The sequence below is a fragment of the Sphingobacterium sp. UBA3549 genome, assembly GCF_002376635.1.
Lineage (GTDB): Bacteria > Bacteroidota > Bacteroidia > Sphingobacteriales > Sphingobacteriaceae > Sphingobacterium.
This window is the reverse complement of sequence record NZ_DFOE01000037.1, coordinates 419,237-445,602: the sequence shown is the minus strand read 5'-3', so window position 1 is coordinate 445,602 and position 26,366 is coordinate 419,237. Positions and strand designations below refer to the sequence as shown.

At 41.0% G+C, this 26,366-nt stretch carries 22 protein-coding genes; 17 read left to right on the top strand and 5 right to left on the bottom strand.

Annotated features, from left to right (window positions below; translation table 11 throughout):
• Nucleotides 1–6: 6 nt before the first annotated feature.
• The 5 genes from B2W36_RS20650 to B2W36_RS20630 form a co-directional block, all read right to left on the bottom strand.
• On the bottom strand, nucleotides 7–1,155 hold the full coding sequence (locus B2W36_RS20650) for an aldose epimerase family protein (protein ID WP_293883924.1): 1,149 nt from the start codon (nucleotides 1,153–1,155) through the stop codon (nucleotides 7–9).
• Between the two features lie 95 nt (nucleotides 1,156–1,250).
• Nucleotides 1,251–2,951 carry a sodium:solute symporter family transporter gene (locus B2W36_RS20645; protein WP_293883926.1) on the bottom strand — a complete coding sequence of 567 codons (1,701 nt, stop codon included), beginning with the start codon at nucleotides 2,949–2,951 and terminating at the stop codon, nucleotides 1,251–1,253.
• 72 nt (nucleotides 2,952–3,023) lie between these two features.
• Nucleotides 3,024–4,526, bottom strand: a complete 1,503-nt coding sequence (araA, locus tag B2W36_RS20640; protein WP_293883928.1) for an L-arabinose isomerase — start codon at nucleotides 4,524–4,526, stop codon at nucleotides 3,024–3,026.
• A gap of 42 nt (nucleotides 4,527–4,568) precedes the next feature.
• A complete protein-coding gene (locus B2W36_RS20635) occupies nucleotides 4,569–5,261 on the bottom strand; it encodes an L-ribulose-5-phosphate 4-epimerase (protein WP_293883930.1) in 693 nt (230 codons plus the stop codon).
• A 16-nt stretch (nucleotides 5,262–5,277) separates the two neighbouring features.
• Nucleotides 5,278–6,966 (bottom strand): ribulokinase, encoded by a 1,689-nt coding sequence (locus tag B2W36_RS20630; protein WP_293883932.1) that lies wholly within the window; start codon nucleotides 6,964–6,966, stop codon nucleotides 5,278–5,280.
• 335 nt (nucleotides 6,967–7,301) lie between these two features.
• Here B2W36_RS20630 and B2W36_RS20625 point away from each other — a divergent pair, with 335 nt between their 5' ends.
• The 17 genes from B2W36_RS20625 (at nucleotide 7,302) to ilvA (ending at nucleotide 26,308) form a co-directional block, all read left to right on the top strand.
• Nucleotides 7,302–8,006: an NUDIX hydrolase gene (locus tag B2W36_RS20625; RefSeq protein ID WP_209578175.1), complete on the top strand. Its 705-nt coding sequence runs from the start codon at nucleotides 7,302–7,304 to the stop codon at nucleotides 8,004–8,006.
• Nucleotides 8,007–8,153: 147 nt separating this feature from the next.
• Complete coding sequence (locus B2W36_RS20620; RefSeq protein ID WP_293883933.1) at nucleotides 8,154–8,804, top strand: hypothetical protein; 651 nt, start codon at nucleotides 8,154–8,156, stop codon at nucleotides 8,802–8,804.
• 305 nt (nucleotides 8,805–9,109) lie between these two features.
• Entirely contained in the window at nucleotides 9,110–10,612 is a 1,503-nt protein-coding gene (gene atpD / locus B2W36_RS20615; protein ID WP_046673738.1) for a F0F1 ATP synthase subunit beta, read from the top strand.
• Between the two features lie 21 nt (nucleotides 10,613–10,633).
• Nucleotides 10,634–10,882 (top strand): ATP synthase F1 subunit epsilon, encoded by a 249-nt coding sequence (atpC, locus tag B2W36_RS20610; protein ID WP_209578172.1) that lies wholly within the window; start codon nucleotides 10,634–10,636, stop codon nucleotides 10,880–10,882.
• A gap of 396 nt (nucleotides 10,883–11,278) precedes the next feature.
• Nucleotides 11,279–12,169: a branched-chain amino acid transaminase gene (locus tag B2W36_RS20605; RefSeq protein ID WP_293883940.1), complete on the top strand. Its 891-nt coding sequence runs from the start codon at nucleotides 11,279–11,281 to the stop codon at nucleotides 12,167–12,169.
• On the top strand, nucleotides 12,153–13,853 hold the full coding sequence (ilvD, locus tag B2W36_RS20600) for a dihydroxy-acid dehydratase (protein ID WP_293889401.1): 1,701 nt from the start codon (nucleotides 12,153–12,155) through the stop codon (nucleotides 13,851–13,853). The genes B2W36_RS20605 and ilvD overlap by 17 nt, the downstream gene beginning before the upstream one ends.
• A gap of 94 nt (nucleotides 13,854–13,947) precedes the next feature.
• A complete protein-coding gene (gene ilvB / locus B2W36_RS20595) occupies nucleotides 13,948–15,690 on the top strand; it encodes a biosynthetic-type acetolactate synthase large subunit (protein WP_293883944.1) in 1,743 nt (580 codons plus the stop codon).
• A gap of 8 nt (nucleotides 15,691–15,698) precedes the next feature.
• On the top strand, nucleotides 15,699–16,289 hold the full coding sequence (gene ilvN, locus B2W36_RS20590; protein ID WP_209578168.1) for an acetolactate synthase small subunit: 591 nt from the start codon (nucleotides 15,699–15,701) through the stop codon (nucleotides 16,287–16,289).
• 14 nt (nucleotides 16,290–16,303) lie between these two features.
• Complete coding sequence (locus B2W36_RS20585) at nucleotides 16,304–16,768, top strand: DinB family protein (protein WP_293883946.1); 465 nt, start codon at nucleotides 16,304–16,306, stop codon at nucleotides 16,766–16,768.
• A 45-nt stretch (nucleotides 16,769–16,813) separates the two neighbouring features.
• Nucleotides 16,814–18,295 carry a ketol-acid reductoisomerase gene (gene ilvC, locus B2W36_RS20580; RefSeq protein ID WP_209578167.1) on the top strand — a complete coding sequence of 494 codons (1,482 nt, stop codon included), beginning with the start codon at nucleotides 16,814–16,816 and terminating at the stop codon, nucleotides 18,293–18,295.
• 132 nt (nucleotides 18,296–18,427) lie between these two features.
• Complete coding sequence (leuC, locus tag B2W36_RS20575) at nucleotides 18,428–19,825, top strand: 3-isopropylmalate dehydratase large subunit (protein WP_209578166.1); 1,398 nt, start codon at nucleotides 18,428–18,430, stop codon at nucleotides 19,823–19,825.
• Nucleotides 19,826–19,858: 33 nt separating this feature from the next.
• The gene (locus tag B2W36_RS20570; RefSeq protein WP_293883949.1) at nucleotides 19,859–20,335 is read left to right on the top strand and encodes a PEGA domain-containing protein; all 477 of its coding nucleotides are present in this window, start codon (nucleotides 19,859–19,861) and stop codon (nucleotides 20,333–20,335) included.
• Between the two features lie 78 nt (nucleotides 20,336–20,413).
• Complete coding sequence (leuD, locus tag B2W36_RS20565; protein ID WP_209578164.1) at nucleotides 20,414–21,004, top strand: 3-isopropylmalate dehydratase small subunit; 591 nt, start codon at nucleotides 20,414–20,416, stop codon at nucleotides 21,002–21,004.
• Nucleotides 20,998–22,476: an ATP-binding cassette domain-containing protein gene (locus B2W36_RS20560; RefSeq protein WP_293889400.1), complete on the top strand. Its 1,479-nt coding sequence runs from the start codon at nucleotides 20,998–21,000 to the stop codon at nucleotides 22,474–22,476. The genes leuD and B2W36_RS20560 overlap by 7 nt, the downstream gene beginning before the upstream one ends.
• A gap of 85 nt (nucleotides 22,477–22,561) precedes the next feature.
• Nucleotides 22,562–23,635 carry a 3-isopropylmalate dehydrogenase gene (gene leuB, locus B2W36_RS20555; protein WP_293883953.1) on the top strand — a complete coding sequence of 358 codons (1,074 nt, stop codon included), beginning with the start codon at nucleotides 22,562–22,564 and terminating at the stop codon, nucleotides 23,633–23,635.
• Between the two features lie 123 nt (nucleotides 23,636–23,758).
• Nucleotides 23,759–24,922 (top strand): 2-isopropylmalate synthase, encoded by a 1,164-nt coding sequence (locus B2W36_RS20550; protein WP_293883954.1) that lies wholly within the window; start codon nucleotides 23,759–23,761, stop codon nucleotides 24,920–24,922.
• 138 nt (nucleotides 24,923–25,060) lie between these two features.
• On the top strand, nucleotides 25,061–26,308 hold the full coding sequence (gene ilvA / locus B2W36_RS20545) for a threonine ammonia-lyase IlvA (protein ID WP_293883955.1): 1,248 nt from the start codon (nucleotides 25,061–25,063) through the stop codon (nucleotides 26,306–26,308).
• Nucleotides 26,309–26,366: the final 58 nt, after the last annotated feature.

Genomic DNA, 26,366 nt, shown 5'->3' with positions numbered 1-26,366 from the left:
TTGACTTTACTCTTTCACGATAAATTTATAAGTCGTTTTGGAGCTATATTGCTCTCCAGGCTTTAATACTGTCGATGCAAAATTGGGATGATTCGGTGCATCTGGAAAATGTTGCGTTTCCAAACAGAATGCCGAACGGAATGGATAGACTTTTCCTGCTTTCCCTTTAGGGTCTGTATCCTTCATAAAATTGCCACTGTAAAACTGCAAACCAGGTTCGGTCGTATAGACTTCCATTGCAATACCAGTCTTGCTTGTATACACCTGAGCAACCTTTTGGAAACCATCTTTCTTATCAAGTTCAAAATTATGATCATAGCCCTTTCCGATCTTTAGCTGCGCATTTTCATCCTCAATCCGAGCACCAATACGTGCCGGCTTCTTAAAATCGAATGCTGTACCCGCTACCGGCAAACTCTTTCCTGTTGGAATTAAGCTGTCGTCAACTTCTGTAATCGTCTTTGCATCAATCTGAAGTTCGTGATCCAAAATCGAAGAATCACCGGCCCCATTAAGATTAAAGTAAGCGTGGTTGGTAAGGTTCAATACGGTCTCCTTATCCGTTGTTGCTTGATAGTCTATAGCCAACCCATTGTCGTCCAAGGTGTAAGTTACCTCCATCTTGACTGTCCCCGGATAACCAGCTTCTTTATCGGGTGAAGTATAGGCCAATGTAATGGATGTTTCCGTGCTACTAACGACATCCCACACTTTATTATACACACCATTTGTACCACCATGAAGGGAATTTTCGCCATCATTCTTTTCCAGAGAGTACACCTCTCCATTCAGCTTAAACGAAGCTTTACCAATCCGATTACCATACCGTCCTACAATAGCCCCATAAAAATTATTATAGTTTTCCTTGTATTCATTAGCTGAATCGTAACCCAAAATCACATCTGTCATTTGACCATCCTTATTAGGAACATTTAAACTCACCAAGCGTGCACCATAATTTGTCAAGGTAATGGCAAGTTTGTCATTCTTAAGCTGGAATAGTTTAACCTCTTTACCATCAATCTGGCTGTCAAAAGCCTGGTTGGAAGAAGAATCAGCCAATGTCGATGCTGGCTTATTTTGAGTTGACGGGGACTGACAGCCATAAGCTAATGAAGCACAGGTCAACAAACCAATAATAATTTTCTTATTCATCTGCAATTAAGTTTTGTTCCATCGTTTTGATGGAGGCTTCCTAATTTCAATTAGGAATGGTTCATAATCATTTATTTAATCAAACAGCGTTAATGCTACCAAAAACGCACATAAATAGCAGTGACCAATAATAAAGTCACGACAATTAATGCCAATACGGATGGTTCTACTTTGAACATCGATCGATCCAAGACGAAAGCTTTTGGATTAACCTTCGGTCCGAATAAGCTAACGGCAATCATAGCGATCATAGTAAATACAAAAGCTAACCCCATACAGATCTGGAACGGAATTTCATATACACCAGCTTTATTCAGATACGCAGTATAGATCCATGTCTCTGGTCCAAAAACTTTCGTTGCAAACTCGTTGAAGAATATAGACAACGCAAATCCAGTGATCAGTCCAGTGATAGCCGCCGCTCCGGTGGTTCTTTTCCAAAACATACCCAACAAAAACATCGCAAAAACCCCAGGACTAATAAAACCGGTATATTTTTGAATGAATGTAAATCCTCCGGCCCCGCCGATGCCCAGCGCATCATTCCACGTAAACAGCACAGAAAGTAAAATAGAGATAACGATCGTTATCTTTCCTACCCAGACCATTTTAGCTTCACTCGCATCTTTATTGATATATTTTTTAAAAATATCCAATGTGAAGATTGTTGCGATACTATTTGCTTTTCCTGCTAATCCAGCAACAATAGCAGCTGTTAAGGCAGCTAATGCAAGTCCTTTCATACCATTTGGCAAATAGCCCAAAATTGCTGAATATGCATTATCGGCATGAAACACGCCCCCAGGGGCCATTTCTTGTTGTAATGCCCCATTTTTATAGAGCACATAAGCAGCTATGCCTGGAAGCATGACAATAATTGGCATAAACAATTTTAGAAATCCCGCAAAGAGAATTCCGGTTCGCGCAGTCTTCAAATCAGCACCCAAAGCGCGTTGGGTGATATATTGATTGCAACCCCAGTAATTTAAATTGACTATCCAGATTCCCGCAAGGTACATCCCTATTCCAGGTAACATCAGATATTTATTAATATCTTCCTGACTGGCGCCTGGTCCGGGTTTATCAACAAAAAGGTTGAAATGCTCCGGAGAGTCTTCCATCAGTTTATTAAATCCAGCTAACGCATCTTTTCCTAAACCAAAATGTTCGCTGACTAAAGTCAACGCTACATAGGTCGTAGCTATACCACCAATAATCAACACAACAACCTGAATAACATCCGTAAAACCAATAACACGCATTCCACCTAGGGTAATAATCACCGCAAATACAGCTAAAGCGACTGTTATCGTATGAAAGCTATCTCCGCCACCGGCCATACTCGAAATGGCAATTGCCCCTAAATACAAAATCGATGTCAGGTTGACAAAAACATATAAAAACAACCAGAAAATTGCCATGATAAGACTTGTCGTTTCATTGTATCGATTATTCAAAAACTGGGGCATGGTGAAAATCTTATTTTTCAAATAGACCGGTATAAACCAAACCGCCACAATAATTAGCGCTACCGCCGCAATAAGCTCATATGCCGCCACAGCAATACCAACCTCAAAGCCGTTACCGCTCATCCCGATAAATTGTTCAGCCGAGATGTTTGACGCAATCAATGAAGAGCCTATGGCCCACCAGGTAAGTGATCCTTCCGCCAAAAAGTAGTCCTTGCTACTGCTCAAACTATTGGTCTTTTTACGATAAATCCAGTAGCCATAGCCAGCTACGATAAAGAAGTAAATTACAAAGATGATGTAATCTACCGTTGCAAATTTTTCCATATTTCCCAAATTGGTTATTATAAATAAGCCATTTATGCCTTCACGAGAGAAGCACATAAATGGCTTAAGTTATTATTTACTGAGTAAATAATAAAGTTCATTCCATTTTAATTGATCTTCGAGTTTCGCTAGTGTAGTCTCCTCATCGATCAAAACATATTCCAGTCCGGCAATACGCGCAAAATCTTCGAGATATTCAGGCGTCAAGCTCAAACTGTAAGCGGTATGGTGAGCACCTCCAGCTACAATCCAGGCGCTGCAACCTGTTTTCATATCAGGAAGCGGTTTCCATAACACGCGTGCGACGGGAAGCTTTGGTAAATCCTCTTCCACGGAAACACCTTGTACCTTATTAACGATCAAACGAAAGCGCGTTCCCATATCGACCAATGAAGCATTCAGTGCATTTCCGCTCTGACCGTTGAACACCAAACGGGCAGGGTCCGCCTTGCCACCAATCCCTAGCGGATGCACTTCGATACGCGGTTTTCCGGTTGCTAATGCCGGGTCTACTTCTAACATATGTGAACCAAGTACCATTGGATTCTGTGGATCAAAATGATAAGTATAGTCTTCCATAAATGCAGTGGTTCCTGGTAATCCTGCTCCCATCACTTTACATGCACGCACCAAAGCTGGAGTCTTCCAATCTCCTTCACCTGCAAAACCATATCCCTCAGCCATTAATCGCTGTACTGCCAAGCCCGGAAGTTGCACCATACCATGCAGATCCTCAAAAGTATCCGTGAAACCTTTAAAGTTTCCTTGTTCCAAAAACTTCCTTAAACCAATTTCGATTTTAGCGGCCTCGATTAAGTTCGTATGAAACGCTCCGCCAGCTTTCACATTTTCGGCCAACTCATAAGCCGATTCGTACTCCGCCAGCAAGGCTTCAATTTCCGCTTCAGTACTGGCGTTGATAACCTCTACTAAATCACCGATGGCGTAAGTATTTACCGAAAAGCCAAATCTCGACTCCGCTTCCACTTTATCGCCGTCTGTAACCGCCACATAGCGCATATTGTCACCAAATCGTGCAAATTTTGCGCCCTGCCAGTCATGCCACCCAGCTGCCGCGCGAGCCCAAATATTGATCCGTTCAAGCACCTCCGCATCTTGCCAATGGCCAGTCACGACTTTACGCGCTATCTTTAAGCGGCTAACGATATGTCCAAATTCGCGATCTCCATGAGCACTTTGATTGAGATTCATAAAATCCATATCGATACTATTCCATGGAATATCCTGGTTGTACTGCGTATGCAGATGTAACAATGGCTTTTGTAATGCCTTTAAACCTCTAATCCACATCTTTGCTGGGGAAAATGTATGCATCCATGTGATGACGCCTATACAATTTTCTGCACTATTGGCGGCAGCCAATGTGGTATATATCTCATCCGTATTCTTTACGATCGGTTTATATTTTACTCCTACCGGAATCACTTTTTGCGTATGAAGGTAATTGGCTATCTCTTCTGCATGTAGAGCAACTTGTCTTAAAGTCTCCTCTCCATACAGGTCTTGGCTCCCCACGACAAACCAGACCTCTAGTTCTTTTAAATTGATATTCATGTTAAATTGTAGTTTTTCTATAGATTTTTTATTACTCAAACATTATTGACCATAATAGGAATTAGCACCATGCTTCCGTTCATAATGCTTTTTAACCAAAGCAGCTTTTAATCGAGCGGCTTTGGGATTGATCTGTTCTGTCAGCCAGGCCATTTTAGCAACCTGTTCCAGCACCGCACTGTTATACACAGATTTTGCTCCAGTTTTACCCCAGGCAAATGGAGCATGGTTGCCAACGAGAATCATTTCCACTTCTTTATAGTCTAGCTTTTTCTCACTAAAATGATTGATAATCTGAAAGCCTGTTTCATGTTCATAGTTTCCTGCAATCATTTCATCGCTCATCGGTGGAGCACATGGAATATCTTTTGTCAGGTGATCGGCGTGTGTGGTACCAAAAATAGGAATATCCCGCTGCGCTTGTGCCCATGCCGTGGCATAGGTTGAGTGTGTATGGGTTATACCTCCAATCTCTTCCCAGTGTTTGTAGAGCAGCGCATGCGTCTTTGTATCGGACGACGGGCGGAGATCACCTTCAATGATTCGACCGTCAAAATCTACAATTACCATATGCTCTGGCGAAAGTTCTTCATAGGGAACGCCACTAGGTTTAATAGCAAATACACCATGCTGACGATCGACCACACTCACATTTCCAAATGTAAAAAGCACTAAGCCCAATTGGGGCAATTGCATATTGCAATGATATGCTTCCTCTTTAATTGAATTATACATGATTAAATTTGAATGGTTAAACAGTAAGGGCACGCAATTCTTTTCCTTCTACGAAAGCACCCAAAGCACGGTAACGTTCGTAGCGTTTAGCATACATTGGCACCCATTTTTCCTCTGGTATGTAGGTTTGTTCAAAGCCTTGCCCCATCGCTTTCATCGCATCTTCGACCCGGTCATATAAACCCGCTGCCGTGGCGGCAAACATCGCTGCGCCGATAGCGCACGTCTGCTCACTTTTATGGATACGAATCGGCATATTCATTACATTTGCCATCATTTGCATAATAAAAGGTGATTTTTTTGCGACACCGCCCAAACCAATCAAACCTTTCACAGGAATACCCTGAGCGACAAAACGGTCCACAATCGCCTTTGCTCCGAAACATGTTGCTTCGACAATCGCCCTGAAAATACGTGGAGCATCAGTTCCGAGGTGTAAGCCCGTAATCGCACCTTGCAAGGATTGATCTGCATCGGGTGTGCGGCGACCATTGAGCCAGTCAATTGCTAATTCAGACGCTTCTGTTACCGGAAGCAACGCAGCCTGCTCACTTAACCGAAACAATAGCTTATCTTCCAATGTGGCGATCAACTGTTCACGGTTGTCCTCAGACATACCTTCAACCTCTTGTATTAAATTCTTCGTTGGCCACAATAACACTTGCTTCAGCCATGCGTAAGCATCACCAAATGCAGACTGTCCTGCCTCCATGCCAATCATTCCCGGAATAATCGAACCATCTACCTGACCACAGATCCCCTTCACCAAAGTATGCTGTACTTCCTCCTTTGGGGCAACTAGCATGTCGCAAGTAGATGTTCCCATCACCTTACTTAAATAATACGGTTCAATTTGCCCCCCAACCGCACCCATATGACAGTCAAAAGCACCTACACCGACAACGACCGACGTCGTCAGCCCCAATCGTTGTGCCCATTCTTCCGAAAGTTGACCAGCAGCTTTATCGGCCGTATAGGTTTCGGAAAACAGTCGGTCTACTATACCGTCCAACAAGGGGTCTAGCGACGAAAAAAAGGAATTAGGTGGCAATCCACCAAATTCTTCAGCCCAAAGCGATTTGTGACCAGCCGAACAGACACCACGTTTCATAGCAGCTACATCTGTTCCTCCAGTTAATAAAAAAGGAATGTAATCGCAATGCTCCACCCAGCTGTATGTAGCGGCACGCACCTTTTCATCAGCCCTAAAAACATGAAGCAATTTGGCCCAGAACCATTCCGAAGAATAGACGCCCCCCACATACTTCAGATAATCGACTGAATTATTTTGATTATAAAGGTTAATCTCCTTGGCCTCCTGAACGGCCGTATGATCTTTCCATAAGACGAACATGGCATTGGGGTTTTGCTCAAACTCTGGCAGTAAAGCTAACGGAATGCCCTTTTCATTTACGGCAACTGGAGTAGACCCCGTTGTATCAACGGAAATCGCTCTTACGGTTTCACCTATATTGCTTAATCCCGATTTGCTTAAGCAATCTTTTATGGTCGCTTCCAATCCTTCGATGTAATCCAAAGGGTGTTGCCTGAACTGACTTAAAGCAGCATCACAATACTCACCTCTTTTCCAACGCGGGTAGTAAAATACCGAAGAAGCGATTTCCTCGCCATTGTTAGCATCGACCAATACCGAACGGACCGAATCACTTCCATAGTCCACCCCAATGACATGCGATTTATTCATTTTTGCTGAATTTGGTTTATAACTTATATTATAATTGTTCTTAACGTCTTACTTTTCAATTTTCCATCTCTAAAGTTAGCATTGAAAAAAATAATTAGTGTCAAATAAACATTTAATTTTTTAAATATGAAAGAAAATTTTCATATTTAAAAAATTGATCTAACTTCATAGCAGCAAATTATGATTGACCCTACATCCTGATATAGGCATATAATACGGTTTAAAGGAGTATATCAGCCAATTATTGTACTTATTTTTAGCTATTTACTTTTTTACATAGTTTTGCCCATGGAATTGGTGGGGTGAAGTCAGATAAAACGATAAAACGATAGACAATGGAATATTATAAAAAAGATTCAGGGATCCTTTTGGCTGTAGACTGTATCATATTTGGATTTAACGGCGAATCCCTAGAAGTACTTTTAATTAAACGCGATTTCGAACCAGAAAGAAATAAATGGAGCCTAATGGGAGGTTTCGTTCAATCCAATGAAAGTCCTGAAGAAGCTGCAAGCAGAGTGCTGAGACAGCTAACAGGACTTGAAAATGTATATATGGAGCAATGTAGTGTATTTGGGGAGCCTACCCGCGAACCTAACGATCGCGTTGTCAGCATCTGTTACTTTGCCCTGATTGATACGCAGCAATACAAACATATCCTCAGTGATGATTACGAAGCAAAATGGTTTCCTTTGCAAGAGCGCCCGGCACTTATCTTCGACCACGACCAGATGATTACTTCAGCGCAGCACCGCCTACGCATGAAAGCAGCGTTATATCCCATATTATTTGAATTGCTACCCGAGAAATTTACCATTCCCCAAATTGCTGCGCTCTATGAAGGCGTGTATAATATCGAGCTGGATAAGCGCAATTTCAGCCGAAAGCTGCTATCTTCAGATCTTATCATCAAACTCCAAGAAAAGGATAAAGAAAACTCGAAGAAAGGTGCCTATTTTTTTAAATTGAATACGGCTATTTATAAGGAAAAGATCATGTCCTTTCTTCGTTATTTACCGAGCTGGTCTATCGAACCCTAAAAATAAAGCAGGAAAATCTAACCTGACAATAGGAATATATTCACTTTCAATTTTCGTTTTTTCAATTATTCCTTATATTTATCACAGGTATATCCTAGCTTTACATCTAGGAAAAGCTAAATGATGCATTTTATAACTATAAACAACATGAGCAAATTGAGATTAGCATTTATATTCTTTACAATTTTATTTATTTCATCATATACTACACTACAGGCACAAAATCCTGCATCGGCTCCCCCGACTAAAGCAGCGCAACAGGATAATGCCTTCAAGTATAGTCCCGATGGATTAAAAAAAGGAAGTTTGTCCAATCAATTTGACCACCTTAACTATATTTCGAAAAACAACTATGATTTCAAGATGGTGCGTAAAACCAATCTTGACATTGTCAAAAGGAATGTGATTGATACTGTAGCAAAACTTCACAAAGAAATCAGCTCATTGAAATCTTCTTCAAGCAATTATTCTTCGAACACAAAAAATTTGCAAGATTCTATCCAGGTCTTAAACGATCAGCTGGCGCAAGAGAAGGAAAAGACAGAAAGTTTATCTTTCTTGGGAATCAGTACATCGAAAGCTTTTTACAATACCGTTGTTTGGACGATCATTGGGATATTGGCAGTAGCGACATTTATCTTTCTATTTTCCTATCGAAAAGCGAAAGTGGATACAGTGGAATTCCAAAAGACAGCGGAGCAATCCCAGGAAGAATTTGCAACTTTTCGCAAAAAGGCTATGGAAAAAGAACAACTGCTTAAGCGCCAGCTACAAGACGAATTAAACAAAAAAATCTAGTACTCCTTTTCCTAAAATTAGGAGATATATCTTGATCGACCTGTAGCGAATCCATGAACCATTCGATGACAGGTCGATTTTATTTAGCGGTGTAGGTTAAAGAAGAAAAACTATATTTGCATCGATCGAAATTGAAACAGACAGAATTACAATAGATAACATTTTGACCTACATTAATAAATTTATAATTTAATTACAAATTCTATTTGTTTTTAAATACGAATAACCTTATTTTTGCTGACCAAAAAAGAGGCCTTTTATGTCTCTTATATAAAATTGATTAATAAATATTTAGTCCCTATAATATGCCCAAGATTGGTAAAATAGCGCAGATTATCGGCCCAGTTGTTGACGTCAACTTCGCCGACAGTGAAAATCTACCTAAAATTTACGATGCATTGTACATTCAAAAAGAAAATGGACAACGTGTTGTATTAGAAGTTCAACAACACTTAGGTCAGGATCGTGTACGTACAATTGCCATGGACGCAACTGAAGGTTTAGTTCGCGGAATGGAAGTCGTCGATACTGGTGCTCCTATCAAAATGCCTGTTGGTGAAGAAATCAAAGGTCGTGTATTCAATGTAGTTGGTGATGCCATTGACGGGATCCAAAATTTGAATAAGGAGAATGGTCGTCCTATTCACAACGTACCACCTAAATTCGAAGATTTATCAACTGAATCCGAAGTACTTTTTACTGGTATCAAAGTTATTGACCTTTTAGAGCCATATGCTAAAGGTGGTAAAATTGGTTTATTCGGTGGTGCCGGTGTAGGTAAAACTGTATTAATCCAAGAATTAATCAACAATATCGCAAAAGGTCACGGTGGTCTTTCTGTATTCGCCGGTGTAGGTGAACGTACTCGGGAAGGTAATGACTTGTTGCGCGAGATGTTAGAATCTGGTATCATCAAATATGGTGAGCATTTTATGGAAGGCATGGAAAAAGGCGAATGGCCTTTAGACACTGTAGACCACGAATTGATGAAAGATTCAAAATGTACATTCGTATTCGGTCAAATGAACGAGCCTCCTGGTGCACGTGCACGTGTTGCTTTATCAGGCCTTACAGTAGCGGAATACTTCCGTGACGGTGATGGCGAAGGTCAGGGCCGTGACGTATTATTCTTCATTGATAACATCTTCCGTTTTACACAAGCAGGTTCTGAAGTATCAGCCCTATTGGGTCGTATGCCATCAGCCGTAGGTTATCAACCAACGTTGGCAACGGAAATGGGTTTAATGCAAGAGCGTATCACATCAACTAAAAACGGATCTATCACTTCTGTACAAGCCGTATATGTACCTGCCGATGACTTAACTGACCCTGCTCCAGCGACAACTTTCGCCCACTTGGATGCAACCACAGTATTGTCTCGTAAAATTGCTGAGTTAGGTATCTACCCTGCCGTGGATCCATTAGATTCTACATCGCGTATCCTTTCTCCAGCCGTTTTAGGTAACGAACACTACAATACCGCTCAACGTGTAAAAGAAATTCTTCAACGTTATAAAGAATTGCAAGATATCATCGCTATCTTAGGTATGGATGAATTATCTGAAGAAGATAAATTAACAGTACACCGTGCACGTCGTGTACAACGCTTCTTATCACAACCTTTCCATGTTGCAGAGCAGTTTACAGGTTTAAAAGGCGTATTGGTAGATATCAAAGATACCATCAAAGGATTCAATATGATTATTGACGGTGAAGTAGATGAGTATCCTGAAGCTGCCTTCAACTTAGTAGGTAACATTGATGATGCTATCGAAAAAGGTAAAAAATTATTAGCAGAAGCAGTTTAATTTAGATTATATCTAAGAATAATGAAATTAACAATTATCACTCCTGACAAATTAGCATTCGAAGGCGAAGTAACGGCTGTTACTGTACCTGGCTCTGCAGGCTCTTTCCAAATTTTGAAAGACCACGCTGCCATCGTTTCTACTTTGGAAGATGGAAAAGTAATTATTCAACAAGGTAAAGGTGAACAAGAAGTGTTCATTAAAGGTGGTGTTGTCGAAGCAAAAGACAATGTCATTACCGTGCTTGCTGAAGGAATTATCGGAGATTAAATCAAATCGATTTTATAAAATTTAAAAGCTTCCGATATTTCTATCGGAAGCTTTTTTTTTAAAGTTTTTTTGACGTTTTCATCATTTTAAGAAGAAAATTGACCGTTGTCACAAAAAATTATTTTTCACAACAGTAGACCGATATTAAATATGGTATACGACTAACAAAATATAAAACTGACAAAACCTACTATTTTATCAAAAAAAATTGCAAAAAGAATTTAATATAAAATTTTATTCTAAATTTAAAATTAGCAGTTTGCCTATTGCCAATTATTGTAATTCCTGCTACCTTGAGGAAATGAAAATCGAAAGTTTTTATAGAAACTTGAGATCGCATGATTTACCACCAAAACACCACGAAGGGAATTATTATACTGAGGTAAATTCAGGGTTATGAAATACTACGATAAAAATACATTGATCTATTTGAATGGAGCTTTTGTAAAAGCTTCCGAAGCGGCGTTGGATCCGTTTGCGCAGTCACTGCATTATGGGTATGCTGTATTCGATGGATTACGCGCATATAATACCCACAATGGCCCCCGTATCTTTAAAGCTGATAAGCATTTCGACCGTTTGAAGAAATCATGTGAAGGAGTTAATATTCCTTATCGTTGGAGTAATAGAGAGCTGATCGAAATTTGTTATGAGCTTCTGGCCACCAACAACCTCAGAGAAGCCTATATACGTCCATTGGTATTGACCGGTTCAAATATGCACTTAACCTCATCAACCGAAGCAACCATCATGATTGCAGCCTGGGAATGGGGGCCATATCTTGGTCAAAACTTATTACGGGTATGTATTTCGGATATCAAAAGACCTAATCCAAAATCGTTTAAAATTGACTCGAAAATCTCTGGGCAATATGTTAACTCTATTCTTGCCACAACGGAAGCCATCAAAAGAGGGTATGACGAAGCTTTAATGCTCGATCATGAAGGCTATGTTGCCCAAGCATCCAGTGAAAACATTTTTATTGAAAAAGATTTCAAAATCTATACACCGCCCACGAAGAACATCTTCCCGGGCATTACACGCCAAACGGTGAAAAATATCTGTAAAAAGTTAAATTTCGAAGTTATCGAAAAGCAACTGACTGTTGAAGATATTTATACCGCAGACAGCGCCTTCTTATGTGGGACTGCCGCAGAAATCATCGGAATCAAACAAGTCGATGATGTCATCTATCAAGAAGCTTGGGAACATAGCATAGGGGCATCAATCCAAAGACGTTATAAAAATTTAGTATTAGAGAACGAAAATTATGAAGTCATCATCTAACGGCGAAAATGCAATGAACAAATACAGCCGTACATTTACACAAGACGAAACGCAACCTGCTGCAAAAGCCATGCTTTACGGTATCGGTCTTACAGATGCCGACATGGACAAAGCACAGGTCGGTATTGCCAGCATGGGATATGATGGTAATACGTGTAATATGCACTTAAATGATTTGGCACAAATCGTCAAAAAGGGCGTTTGGAACAATAATTTAGTAGGCCTGACCTTCGGAACCATTGGCGTCAGCGACGGGATGAGTAATGGTACAGATGGCATGCGTTATTCATTGGTAAGCCGGGATGTGATCGCTGACAGTATCGAAACAATCTGCGGTGGGCAATATTATGATGGCTTGATCTCTATTCCTGGCTGTGATAAAAACATGCCCGGCGCTATTATGGCAATGGCTCGTCTGGACCGTCCTTCTTTAATGGTATATGGTGGAACAATCGCTCCTGGCCACTATAAAGGGGAAGAATTAAACATTGTATCTGCATTTGAAGCATTGGGACAACGCATCTGCGGAAATCTATCCGATGAAGACTATGAAGGGATTATCAAACATACCTGTCCCGGTGCAGGTGCCTGTGGCGGGATGTATACAGCAAATACCATGGCTTCTGCTATTGAAGCATTAGGCATGAGCTTGCCTTACTCGTCTTCCAATCCAGCAATATCGGAAGAGAAGAAAAATGAATGCCTCGAGGCAGGTAAACACATCCGTACCCTACTTGAGAAAGATATCAAGCCTTCTGATATCATGACACGCAAGGCATTTGAAAATGCTTTACGCACCATTGTTATCTTGGGGGGAAGCACGAATGCTGTTCTTCACTTTATTGCTATAGGTAAAGCGATAGGCGTAGACATCACCCAAGATGACTTTCAACGCATGAGCGATGAAACGCCTGTGTTAGCCGACTTTAAACCATCCGGCAAATACTTGATGCAAGATCTCCAACAATATGGTGGAACTCCTGCTGTCATGAAGTATCTCTTAGACCAAGGCTTACTCCACGGCGACTGCATTACTGTAACAGGAAAAACCATTGCCGAAAACTTGGCTGATGTTAAATCAATCATGGAATATGATCAACCGATTATCAAACCATTAAGCGATCCTATTAAAGCCACAGGACACTTACAGATTCTTTACGGAAATCTTGCTGAAAAAGGTTCTGTAGCAAAAATCTCCGGTAAGGAAGGTGAAAAATTCACCGGCCCTGCACGCGTATTCGACGGCGAACATGATTTAGTAGCAGGTATTGCATCGGGACGAATCAAGCCTGGCGATGTTGTCGTAATCAAAAATGAAGGTCCTGTAGGGGCACCAGGCATGCCTGAAATGCTCAAACCGACCTCATTGATTATCGGCGCGGGCTTGGGTAAATCTGTTGCTTTGATTACTGATGGCCGCTTCTCTGGTGGAACGCATGGTTTTGTCGTAGGGCATATCACACCGGAATCTTACAAAGGTGGGCTGATCGGCCTTGTACATGATGATGATATCATCGAGATTGACGCGGTCAATAACAGCATCAATGTCATCCTTTCGGATGAGGAGATCGCACAACGCCGCACAGCTTGGGTACAACCGGCATTGAAAGTTAGCAAAGGCGTATTATATAAATATGCTAAAACAGTTGCAGATGCCTCAGAAGGTTGTGTAACCGATCTATAGAAATCAAGAAATGGAGACGTTGAGCTCTAACGTCTCCTGATCGAATAGCTAAATACTAAAAAGACTGAATAATCAACAAAAAAAAATCAACGTAATGAGTACACTGGAAATAACAGAAAATAAGGCTACCGCAGCGCAACAAACTCCGACACAAATTTCGGGATCTAAAGCTGTACTGGAAGCCTTATTGAGCGAAGGAGTTGATACCGTATTTGGTTATCCTGGAGGCGCAATTATGCCCATCTATGATGCCCTTTATGATTATACGGATCGTCTGAAGCATATTTTAGTGCGCCATGAACAAGGTGGAATCCACGCGGCGCAAGGTTATGCAAGATCTTCAGGTCGTACCGGTGTCGTCTTTGCGACAAGTGGTCCTGGAGCAACAAACTTAGTTACTGGATTGGCTGACGCCATGATTGACAGTAACCCGATCGTCTGTGTCACAGGTCAGGTCTTCGCTTCACTATTAGGAACTGATGCATTTCAGGAAACTGATGTCATCAATATCACGGCACCGGTTACAAAGTGGAACTATCAAGTTACCGACGCCACTGAAATTCCAGCTGCACTTGCAAAAGCATTTTACATTGCCAGCACTGGCCGTCCCGGGCCGGTACTGATCGATATCACGAAAAACGCGCAATTGCAATTGTTTGATTATTATGGTTACGAAAAGTGCAACCATGTACGCAGCTACCGACCTGCACCACAAGTACGAAAAGAATATGTCGAACAAGCGGCAGCCCTAATCAACAATGCCAAGAAACCATTTGTTCTTTGGGGACAAGGAATTATTTTAGGAAAAGCCGAGGAGGAATTTAAAACATTTATCGAAAAGGCCGGTATCCCATCTGCGAGCACTGTTATGGGTTTGAGTGCCCTACCAACAGACCATAAACTTCATGTCGGCATGCTTGGTATGCATGGTAACTATGCGCCAAACGTAATGACCAATGAATGCGATGTGTTGATTGCTATCGGTATGCGATTCGACGACCGCGTAACGGGTCGTTTGGATAAATACGCCAAACAGGCAAAAGTAATCCATTTGGATATAGACCCCGCCGAGATTGACAAAAATGTACAGACAACCGTACCTGTATGGGGCGACTGTAAAGAATCACTCCCGATGCTGACGGAATTGATAAATGCAACAGACCATTCTGCTTGGTTAGCGCAATTCCGCGAACTTGAAAAAGAAGAAATCAAGGAAGTTATCCAGGATGAACTTCATCCGCAAACAGATATTATGACGATGGGTGAAGTAATCAATGTGTTGAATGAATTGACGGGAGGTGATGCAATCATCACAACCGATGTTGGTCAACATCAAATGGTAACTTGTCGCTATGCTAAATTTAATAACAGCAAATCAAATGTAACCTCAGGAGGTTTGGGAACCATGGGTTTTGGACTTCCAGCAGCTATCGGTGCTTGGTATGGCGCTCCAGAAAAAACCGTTGTGGCCATCATCGGCGACGGTGGTATACAGATGACCATCCAAGAGTTGGGAACGATCATGCAATTTGGTGCAAAAGTCAAAATTATGATTCTCAACAATGAATTCCTGGGCATGGTGCGTCAATGGCAGCAATTATTCCACGACAGGCGCTATTCATTCGTGAATATCACGAGTCCTGATTTTGTTGCTGTAGCGAAAGGCTATTACATCGACGGTCAGAAGATTTCGGAAAGAAAAGATCTTCGTAATGCCCTGAAAACAATGATTGATCATGACGGAGCTTATCTATTGGAAGTGATGGTCGGTAAGGAAAATAATGTATTCCCAATGGTTGCGCAAGGAACATCGGTATCTGAGATACGCTTAAAGTAGAATTTAACATGGAAAAACAAGAATATACCATCACCCTATATACAGAGAATTCTATCGGTCTTATCGGTCGGATTTCAACGATTTTTTCGAGAAGAAAAATCAATATCGAAAGTTTGAACACTTCCCCTTCTGAAGTGGAAGGGATACATCGTTTTACCATTGTGATCACAGAAGCGGAGGATGTTCTGCGTAAGCTTTGCCGTCAGCTGGAAAAACAAATTGACATCCTCAAAGCCTATTACAACACCAATGATGAAGTGATCTGGCAAGAACAGGCATTATATAAAGTGCCTGCGGATGTTGTGAATGAAAAAGTTTACGTCGAGCGGTTGTTACGCCAATACGGTGCGAATGTCGTTGTGATCCGCAACGATTATATTGTATTTGAAACGGCCGGTCACCGCGAAGAGATTGATAAGTTAACCGAAGAGCTGACAAAATATGGCTTGATCGAATTTGTACGTGGAGCTCGTATTGCCATCATCAAGGATAGTGCTGGCTTCCACTCCAAATTGGTTCAGTTTGAAGCCCGAGAGCCTTCTGAAGAAATTGTAGAAAACGAATATCTCGACAAAAGAGATGATGTATTTACAATGTAAGCATTAAAAATATCATGCAAGAAACATTTAAATTTATCTTAAAGTCACGTCAAAAATTCATTGAATTAATTGAAGGCCTTTCTATAGAACAGCTTAACAAAATTCCTGTAGGATTTAACAACAATATCATCTGGAATTTTGCGCATATCGTTGTCAGTACCCAGACCTTGATCTATGTGCGTACAGGAATTAAAGCCGATACGGCTTGGGTAAAATATAACGAAGATTATAAAAAAGATACCAAACCAACCCGCTTTGTTGAACAAGCGGAGATCGATGAATTAAAAGAAATCGCCATCCGTAGTATTGAGCAAATTGCCGCCGATTATGACAATGGTGTCTTTGGAGAAATCACTTCCTTTTCAACAGCAACCTATGGTTATCCAATGGACACCATTGAAGAAGTTATTGCCCTGACATCTGGACATGACAATGTTCATTTCGGCTATGCAATGGCACAACGCAGATTAGTACAATAATTAAAACAAATAATCAACAACCCATAACAGAAAGAAAGTAAAACAATGGCAAATTATTTCAACACTTTACCGCTTAGAGAGCAGTTAGAACAATTAAGTCACGCTGAATTCATGGACAACACCGAATTCACGGATGGCGTAAATGCTTTAAAAGGTAAAAAAATCGTAATCGTAGGATGTGGCGCACAAGGCTTGAACCAAGGTTTAAACTTAAGAGATAGCGGATTGGACGTTTCTTATGCTTTACGTAAGGAAGCTATTGAACAAAAAAGAGATTCTTGGAAAAATGCTACGGACAACAATTTTAATGTAGGAACTTACGAAGAATTGATTCCCACTGCAGATTTAGTCATCAACTTGACTCCAGATAAACAACACACTTCAGTTATCAACGCCGTAATGCCTTTGATGAAAGAAGGCGCTACATTATCGTATTCACACGGTTTCAACATTGTGGAAGAAGGCATGCAGATCCGTAAAGATATTACTGTCATCATGGTTGCGCCAAAATGTCCAGGTTCTGAGGTTCGCGCAGAGTACCTTCGTGGCTTTGGTGTACCTACCTTAATCGCTGTTCACCCGGAGAATGACCCACAAGGAAAAGGCTGGGCTGAAGCAAAAGCATATTGTGTAGGAACAGGTGGTCACAAAGCAGGTGTATTGAAATCTTCATTCGTAGCTGAAGTAAAATCAGATTTGATGGGTGAGCAAACGATTCTTTGCGGATTGTTGCAAACAGGTTCGATCTTATCTTTCGATAAAATGATCGAAAAAGGAATTGAAGCAGGCTACGCCTCTAAATTGGTACAATATGGCGTAGAAGTGATCACAGAAGCCCTAAAGCACGGTGGTGTAAGCGGCATGATGGATCGTCTAAGCAACCCAGCAAAGGTGAAAGCTTTTGAAATCTCTGAGGAATTGAAAGATATTATGCGTCCATTGTTTCAAAAACATCAAGACGATATCATGTCAGGACACTTTAGCAAGACCATGATGGAAGATTGGGCTAATGGTGATGCAAACTTATTGAAATGGCGCGCTGAAACAGGTGAAACGGCATTCGAAAAAACACCTGCTGGTGATGTTAAGATCAACGAACAGGAGTATTTCGACAACTACACATTGATGGTTGCTTTCATCCGTGCCGGTGTTGAATTGGCGTTCGAAACGATGGTTGAAGCGGGTATAAAACCTGAATCAGCATACTATGAATCATTGCACGAAACACCATTAATCGCCAATACAATCGCCCGTAAGAAATTGTTCGAAATGAACCGCGTCATCTCTGATACAGCTGAATACGGTTGTTACCTATTCGATCAGGCTTGTAAACCGTTGTTGGCAGACTTTATGAAAACTGTAGATACTGATTTAGTCGGTAAAAACTTTAACGAAGGCCGAGATGGTTCAGTTGACAATGCTCAATTGGTTGTTATCAATGAAATTTTACGCGACCACCCCGTGGAAATTGTTGGACGCAAATTGCGTAAAGCAATGACCGCAATGAAAGCGATCAAAACTGTTTAAAGTTTATACGGAATTATACATGCTTCAAAATCATGAAAATTTCGTAATTTAGTATATTGAAACCAAGGTGATATTGAGACATTTACAATATCACCTTGGCTAATATAAAAATAACATAAGAGAGAATAAAAAATGTCAAAAACTTTAGTAGAAAAGATTTGGGATGCTCACGTGGTTAAGCGTGAAGAAGGGTTCCCAGATATTATTTATATCGATACCCATTTAATTCATGAAGTTACTTCACCTCAAGCTTTTGATGGCCTACGTAAAAGAGGAATCCCAGTTTTTCGCCCAAAACAAACGGTAGCTACTGCCGACCATAATGTACCGACACTTAATCAGCATTTACCAATCAAAGAAGAACTATCGCGTTATCAGGTTGATATGCTCACCAAAAATTGTGCTGAATTTGGTATTGAATTATACGGTTTGGGACATCCCTACCAAGGTATCGTACACGTTATCGGTCCAGAGCTGGGTATTACCTTACCGGGTAAAACAATGGTGTGTGGCGATAGCCATACCTCCACTCACGGTGCTTTTGGAGCTATTGCTTTTGGTATAGGAACCTCTCAAGTAGAACAAGTCTTCGCTACCCAATGTCTATTGCAGTCGAAGCCCAAAACAATGAAAATTGAAGTTAATGGTACCCTTCAAAAAGGCGTTGGAGCCAAAGATATCATCTTGTATATCATCTCCAAAATTTCAGCTGCCGGCGGTACGGGTTACTTTATCGAATATGCTGGTTCAGCGATCCGTTCGTTAAGTATGGAGGCACGTATGACCATCTGTAACATGAGCATTGAAATGGGGGCTCGCGGAGGGTTAATTGCACCTGATCAGATTACATTTGATTATGTGGAAGGTCGTGAATTTGCGCCGAAAGGAGAAGAATGGGATAAAGCGCTAGCCTACTGGAAAACATTATATTCCGACGAAGATGCCATCTTCGATAAAGTATTGACTTTTGATGCGGAAGACATCGCTCCCATGATTACCTACGGTACCAACCCCGGGATGGGAATGGGAATTGCAGAACATATTCCAGCAACTACTGCTCAGCCAGAATCAGAAAGACCATCGTATCAAAAAGCATTAGACTACATGGGCTTTAAAGACGATTCAACAGTATTAGGCAACCGTGTTGATTACGTCTTCATCGGAAGTTGTACCAATTCCCGTATCGAAGACTTACGTGAAGTTGCTTCATTCGTACAGGGTAAGCAGAAAGCACAGGACGTTGAAGTATGGATTGTACCAGGCTCAAAACAAGTAGAAAAACAAGCCAAAGAAGAAGGCTTGGATAGAATATTTGAGGCAGCGGGATTCCAGCTACGCGAACCAGGATGCTCGGCATGTCTAGGGATGAACGAAGATAAAATCCCTGCTGGCAAATATTGCGTTTCGACTTCAAATAGAAACTTCGAAGGACGTCAAGGGCCTAATGCACGTACCATGCTGGTATCTCCTTTAACAGCAGCCGCTGCGGCTGTAACAGGTAAAGTAACAGATGTGAGAGAGTTGATCTAAAAAAAATAAAGCGTAAAATATATTAATCCAAAAATGAAAAGTACTACTAAAATCACATCTATCATCTTAGCGGGGGCTACACTTTTTACCAGTTGTGCGAGCAAAACATTGATTCAATCAAATCCAGTTGGGGCAAAAGTTTATATTCAAGGAGAGTATGCGGGTACAACACCGTATTCTTATAAAGACACCAAAATCGTTGGCAGCACAACTGACTTGAAAATAGAAAAAGAAGGTTATGAGCCTTTTATTACCAGTTTTTCTAGAAATGAAAAAGCTGACGTCGGTGCTATCATCGGGGGGATATTTGTACTCGTTCCATTTCTATGGACCATGAAATATAAAGAGCAACATACGTATGAATTGATACCTCTAGGTAGCGGAGCAAAAAAAGAGTCAACAGACACATCATTGTCAGCTAAATTACAAGAGCTAAAAAAGATGTACGATGACAAGCTCATTACCAAAGAGGAGTATGAAAAGCAAAGAGAAAAGGTTTTGAACAATTAGCGTTCGACAAAAAATAAAACAGATAAAAAACGGAGGGCTAATAGACTCAGCTCCGTTTTTTATTTTGACTTTGAAAAAATGAAAAAATTTGAAACTTTAACTTCACGGGTAGTTCCACTACCTATTGAAAATATTGATACCGATCAGATCATTCCAGCGCGTTTTCTAAAAGCGACAACGCGCGAAGGATTTGGAGATAATTTATTCCGTGATTGGCGCTATGAATCAGACAATCAGCCCAAAACGGATTTCGTATTGAACAACCCGACCTATTCGGGAAAAATATTGGTTGCGGGGAAAAACTTTGGCTGTGGCTCTAGTCGCGAACACGCTGCCTGGGCTATTCAAGACTATGGTTTTGACGTTGTTATCAGTTCATTCTTTGCAGATATCTTCAAAGGAAATGCGCTGAATAATGGGGTTTTGCCCATTCAAGTTCCAGAAGAGTTTTTAGGGAAAATATTCGAATTAGTACATCAAAATCCTAATACAGAAATTATCGTCGACCTGGAAAAACAAACAGTTATGTTGAAAGAAACAGGCGATCAGTTTGAATTTGAAATCAATCCATACAAAAAATCATGCTTGATTAATGGATATGATGATATCGATTTTATCCTTAACCAAAAAGATTTAATCAAAGCATTTGAAGTAAACAGACAATGGTAGATCCTGTCGTCCATATTGCCAATTTAACTGTTCAGTACGGTAGAGATATCGTATTGCAAGATTTAAATTGGCAAATTTTTAAGGGTGAACAATGGATCTTAGGAGGACCGAGTGGTACCGGAAAAACGACGCTTGCAAAAGCAATTGCCGGTCAAATAAAATATGAAGGAAAAATCGAATTCAACCTCGGCTCCAACAATACCCTTTCTTCAAAAATTCACTATGTTTCCAATTGGTTTCAGTTTACCAATCTGGAAGGCGACCGCAACTTTTATTATCAACAGCGCTACAACAAATTCGCGAAAAACGATACGTTAACTGTTTTTGCAGAGTTGAAACATTTTGCACAGGAGGAACAACTCTCTTTTGACGACGTACGCAACTATCTGACAATTTTTGGTTTTGAAAATTTCAAAGATCAACAGTTGATCGAACTCTCCAGTGGGGAGCATAAAAGACTACAATTGATCAAGGCGCTATGGCTCCAGCCTGAGGTACTTATCATTGATCAACCTTATACAGGTTTAGACGTACAGTCTCGGCAAGACCTCAATCACATTTTTGATCAGTTGGCAAATAAAGGTGTGTCGTTGTTGCTTATTAGTAATGATGAGGAATACCCCAGCTGCATCAATCGCTTCGCAGAAATTCAGGAGGGCAAGATCGTTATTCGCCAACGTAGCGAAGAGCTATCCAGAGGGTTACGCCGAACGAGAAAGGCACTGCCTTATTTTCTGCAACGAGCCCCAGAAGTTTCTTCTCAGATCATGGTAAAGATGAACAAGATTAATATCTCTTATGGAGAAAAACAAGTTCTAAAAAACATAGACTGGGAGGTAAAAGCTGGTGAAAAGTGGCTACTGCAAGGTCATAATGGCTCTGGAAAATCAACTTTGCTTAGTTTAATCAATGGAGATCATCCCCAGGCCTATGCCAATGACATCTATCTTTTCGGTAAAAAAAGAGGATCTGGAGAAAGTATCTGGGACATCAAAGAACATTTGGGGATCATATCGCCAGAATTACATTGGTACTACGATATGAATGCCAACGTTGGACAGACCATCGCTTCGGGATTCTTTAATTCCATGAGCCTCTATCAACGATTAGGATTTGAACAACAGCAGAAGCTGGAGCAAATTCTTCATTTTTTTGACCTCAAAGAGGTTAAACATAAAACATTGGGATCATTACCCCTAGGCCAACAACGTTTGGTTCTACTGGCCCGCACGATCGTGAAACATCCTGAATTGTTGATTTTGGACGAACCATGTCAGGGGCTGGACAAAGAGCAGACACAGTATTTCAACGACGTCATCGATGATCTGAGTAAAAGCGGCCAAACCCTCATCTATGTAGGGCATTTCCACGCTCAGCTACCAACTTGCATTGATAAGAAAATGGTGTTGGAAAAGGGAGAAGTGAAAGCGATAACCAGAGTTATCCACAAAAAAGAGGCTTTTTCCACATAAGAAATGTGGAAAACGACCAGTTAGAATAGAAAATAGATGTTAGCGGTTAGCATTTAGAGACTAACAGCTCAATAGTTATAAAACAATGAAAAAAAATATTTTAATCATACCTGGAGATGGCATCGGCCAAGAAGTAACCACTTGGGGTAAAAAAGTTCTAGAAAAAATCGGTGAAAATTATGGTCATGAATTTAGCTTCGATGAAGCCATCATGGGCCATACGGCGATTGAAGCTACTGGCAATCCGCTACCTGACGAGACATTAGCGAAAGCAAAAGCTTCTGATGCGATCCTTTTCGGTGCCATTGGCCATATCAAGTATGATAATGACCCATCTGCTAAAGTTAGACCTGAACAGGGTTTACTAAAGATACGTAAAGAGCTGGGTCTTTATGCTAATCTTCGCCCGATATTATTATTTGATGAATTGTTGGATGCTTCAAGCTTAAAGCCAGAAATTCTTCAAGGGACAGATATCCTTTTCTTTCGTGAATTAACAGGCGATGTATATTTTGGCGAGAAAAATCGCAATGAGGACAACACCTTTGCGTCAGATTTGATGAATTACCACCGTTACGAAGTTGAGCGTATCGCACGTAAAGCTTACGAGGCAGCGCGCACACGTAATAAAAGATTATGCTCTGTTGATAAAGCTAATGTTTTGGAAACTTCACGTCTTTGGAGAGAAGTTGTACAAGAAATCGCAAAAGAATATCCAGATGTTGAAACAGAGCACATGTTTATTGATAATGCCGCCATGCAATTGGTTAAAAATCCAAAGAAGTTTGATGTTGTTTTAACCGCCAATCTTTTTGGTGATATCCTAACAGACGAGGCTTCGCAAATTGCAGGATCCATGGGTATGTTGGCTTCCGCTTCCGTAGGCGATGGCACAGGCTTCTTCGAACCTATACATGGCTCTGCGCATGATATCGCTGGTCAAAATAAAGCAAATCCACTTGCGTCAATATTATCTGCAGCCTTGATGCTTGATATTAGCTTTGGCCTACAGGAAGAAGCTAAAACGGTTACCCATGCTGTAGCTGAAACATTAAAAGCTGGTTGGAGAACCGGTGACATTGCAAACAGTAGCACAGAAGCTTCAAAAATTTTAGGCACCCAAGAAATGGGGCAAAAAGTATTGGAGTTTATTAAATAGTATTGAGATATGAGTAATGAAGTAGTGAGTATTGGGAATCAGATGCCGCAAGCCTTTGCTCGGGCACTTTAAATGCATTGCTTCTTACATATTTAGTTTATAAATCTTTTGAATTAAGAAATTATGTTACACGATCCTAATCATCTTTACATCTTCGACACCACATTGCGTGATGGCGAACAGGTACCCGGATGCCAATTAACTACTCGAGAGAAAATTGAGATCGCAAAGGACTTAGAAAAACTTGGCGTTGATATTATCGAAGCTGGTTTCCCAGTGTCTAGCCCTGGTGATTTTCAATCGGTGGTAGAATTGTCTAAAGCCGTGAACGATGTCATTATATGTGCATTGACCCGTGCCAATAAAAACGATATTGATGTCGCTGCCGAAGCATTAAAATACGCCAAACGCCCGCGCATCCATACGGGTATAGGCTCTTCGGACATGCATATCAAATATAAATTCAATAGCACACGAGAAGAAATTTTAGAACGAGCTGTTTCCGCTGTAAAACATGCTAAATCCTATGTTGAGGATGTCGAGTTTTATGCAGAAGATGCTGGTCGCGCAGACTTAGAATTTCTAGCTAAAATGGTGGAATCGGTCATTGCTGCCGGAGCTACTGTCGTTAATATTCCTGATACAAACGGTTATTGTTTACCGGACCAATATGGATCAAAAATCAAGTATCTGAAAGAACATGTACGCAATATTGATCAAGCGATCATTTCCGCTCATTGCCATAATGACTTGGGACTTGCAACGGCAAATTCCGTCGCTGCGATACAAAATGGTGCCCGTCAGGTAGAATGTACAATAAACGGTATCGGTGAGCGTGCTGGTAACACGTCGCTGGAAGAAGTGGCCATGATCCTTAAGGTACACAAGCAAGCATTTGGAAGTTTAACATCGAATATTGATAGCCGCATGTTTACCTACTTATCCCGCAAGGTAAGTGAAATGATGAACATGCCTGTGCAGCCAAATAAAGCTATTGTAGGTCGCAATGCCTTTGCACATAGCTCAGGCATCCACCAGGATGGATTCTTAAAGCATCGCGAAAACTATGAGATTATCAGACCAGAAGATGTTGGTTTGTTGGAAGCTGATATCATTTTAACGGCCCGTTCTGGAAGACATGCACTTAAACACCATTTAGAGCGCTTAGGATTTCACCTTGAAAAAGACGATCTAGCAGATTGCTATCAACGCTTTTTGGTTCTGGCCGACGAAAAGAAAAATATTTGTGATGATGACCTGAAAAGCCTCGTCCAAGAAAAAATCTAGAAAAGGAAGGCTGCTCATGCAGCCTTTTTTCTTCAAAAAAAATCAACTATATTAAAACACACAGTAGCGGTAGAATCTTTAGTATAATAGCGGGTATCTGCATTTTCTTACCTACCTTAACTGGGCAATCCTCTAACAATGAATCTTTCAACCTTAAATATCGACTCCGAGGCCACGCTTGAACGCATCAAGTCTGTGGTCAATCGCACCCCCTTACAGTATAACAGGCATTTATCCGAAAAATATGGCGCCGAAGTTTACCTCAAACGAGAAGACCTACAGGTCGTACGTTCGTACAAGCTACGAGGAGCCTATAATAAGATTATTTCACTTACAGAAGAAGAGCGGCAGCTTGGTGTTGTATGCGCAAGCGCAGGTAATCATGCACAAGGCGTCGCTTTCTCCTGTAATAAACTCGATATCAAAGGGGTGATATTTATGCCCGGTCCGACACCACGCCAGAAAATTTCGCAAACCGAAATGTGGGGTAATGGCAATGTAGAAATCATCTTAACCGGCGACACCTTTGACGACTGCCAAAAGGCTGCGCTAGCTTATACAGCAGAGTACGGCATGACTTTTATCCCTCCTTTTGATGACCTCAAAATTGTAGAAGGTCAGGGCACCGTTGCTGTTGAAGCCTTGCAGGATCTACCCGATATGGACGCTATGTTTATTCCTATTGGTGGTGGCGGTCTGGCTGCAGGCGCTAGCTATTACCTTAAAAATAAAAACAAAGCAATCAAATGTTATGGTGTAGAACCCGAAGGTGCCCCTTCCATGCAAGCTGCCCTGACACATGGCGCACCGATTGAACTTGAACATATTAACAAATTCGTTGATGGGGCCGCTGTTAAAAAAATCGGTGCCACAACATTCGAAATCGCCAAACAACTGCTGGATGATACGCGTTCTATTCCTGAAGGAAAAATCTGTACCTGTATCTTAGAACTATATAATAAGGATGCAATTGTCGTCGAACCTGCAGGAGCACTTTCCGTAGCAGCGCTCGAGTTCCACAAAGATGAAATTAAAGGAAAGAAAGTCGTCTGTATCATATCCGGTGGAAATAATGATATTGACCGTATGAGTGAAATCAAAGAACTGTCTTTACTTTACGAAGGTTACAAACATTATTTCATCGTTCGTTTCCCGCAAAGGCCTGGCGCATTGAAACTTTTCGTATCCGAAGTATTGGGACCTAAAGATGATATTACACGATTTGAGTTTATCAAAAAGACTGAGCGAGAAAGGGGGCCCGCGCTAGTCGGCATCGAGCTCAACAAACCCGAAGATTATACAACATTGATTGAACGCATGAAAGAATATAAGTTTGATGTCATTGAGATCAACAAAGACCAAACATTATTCGAGTATTTGGTATAAAAATAAAAAGCCAGCGCTTAAAACGCTGGCTTTTTATTTTTATCTATTTCCAGGATAC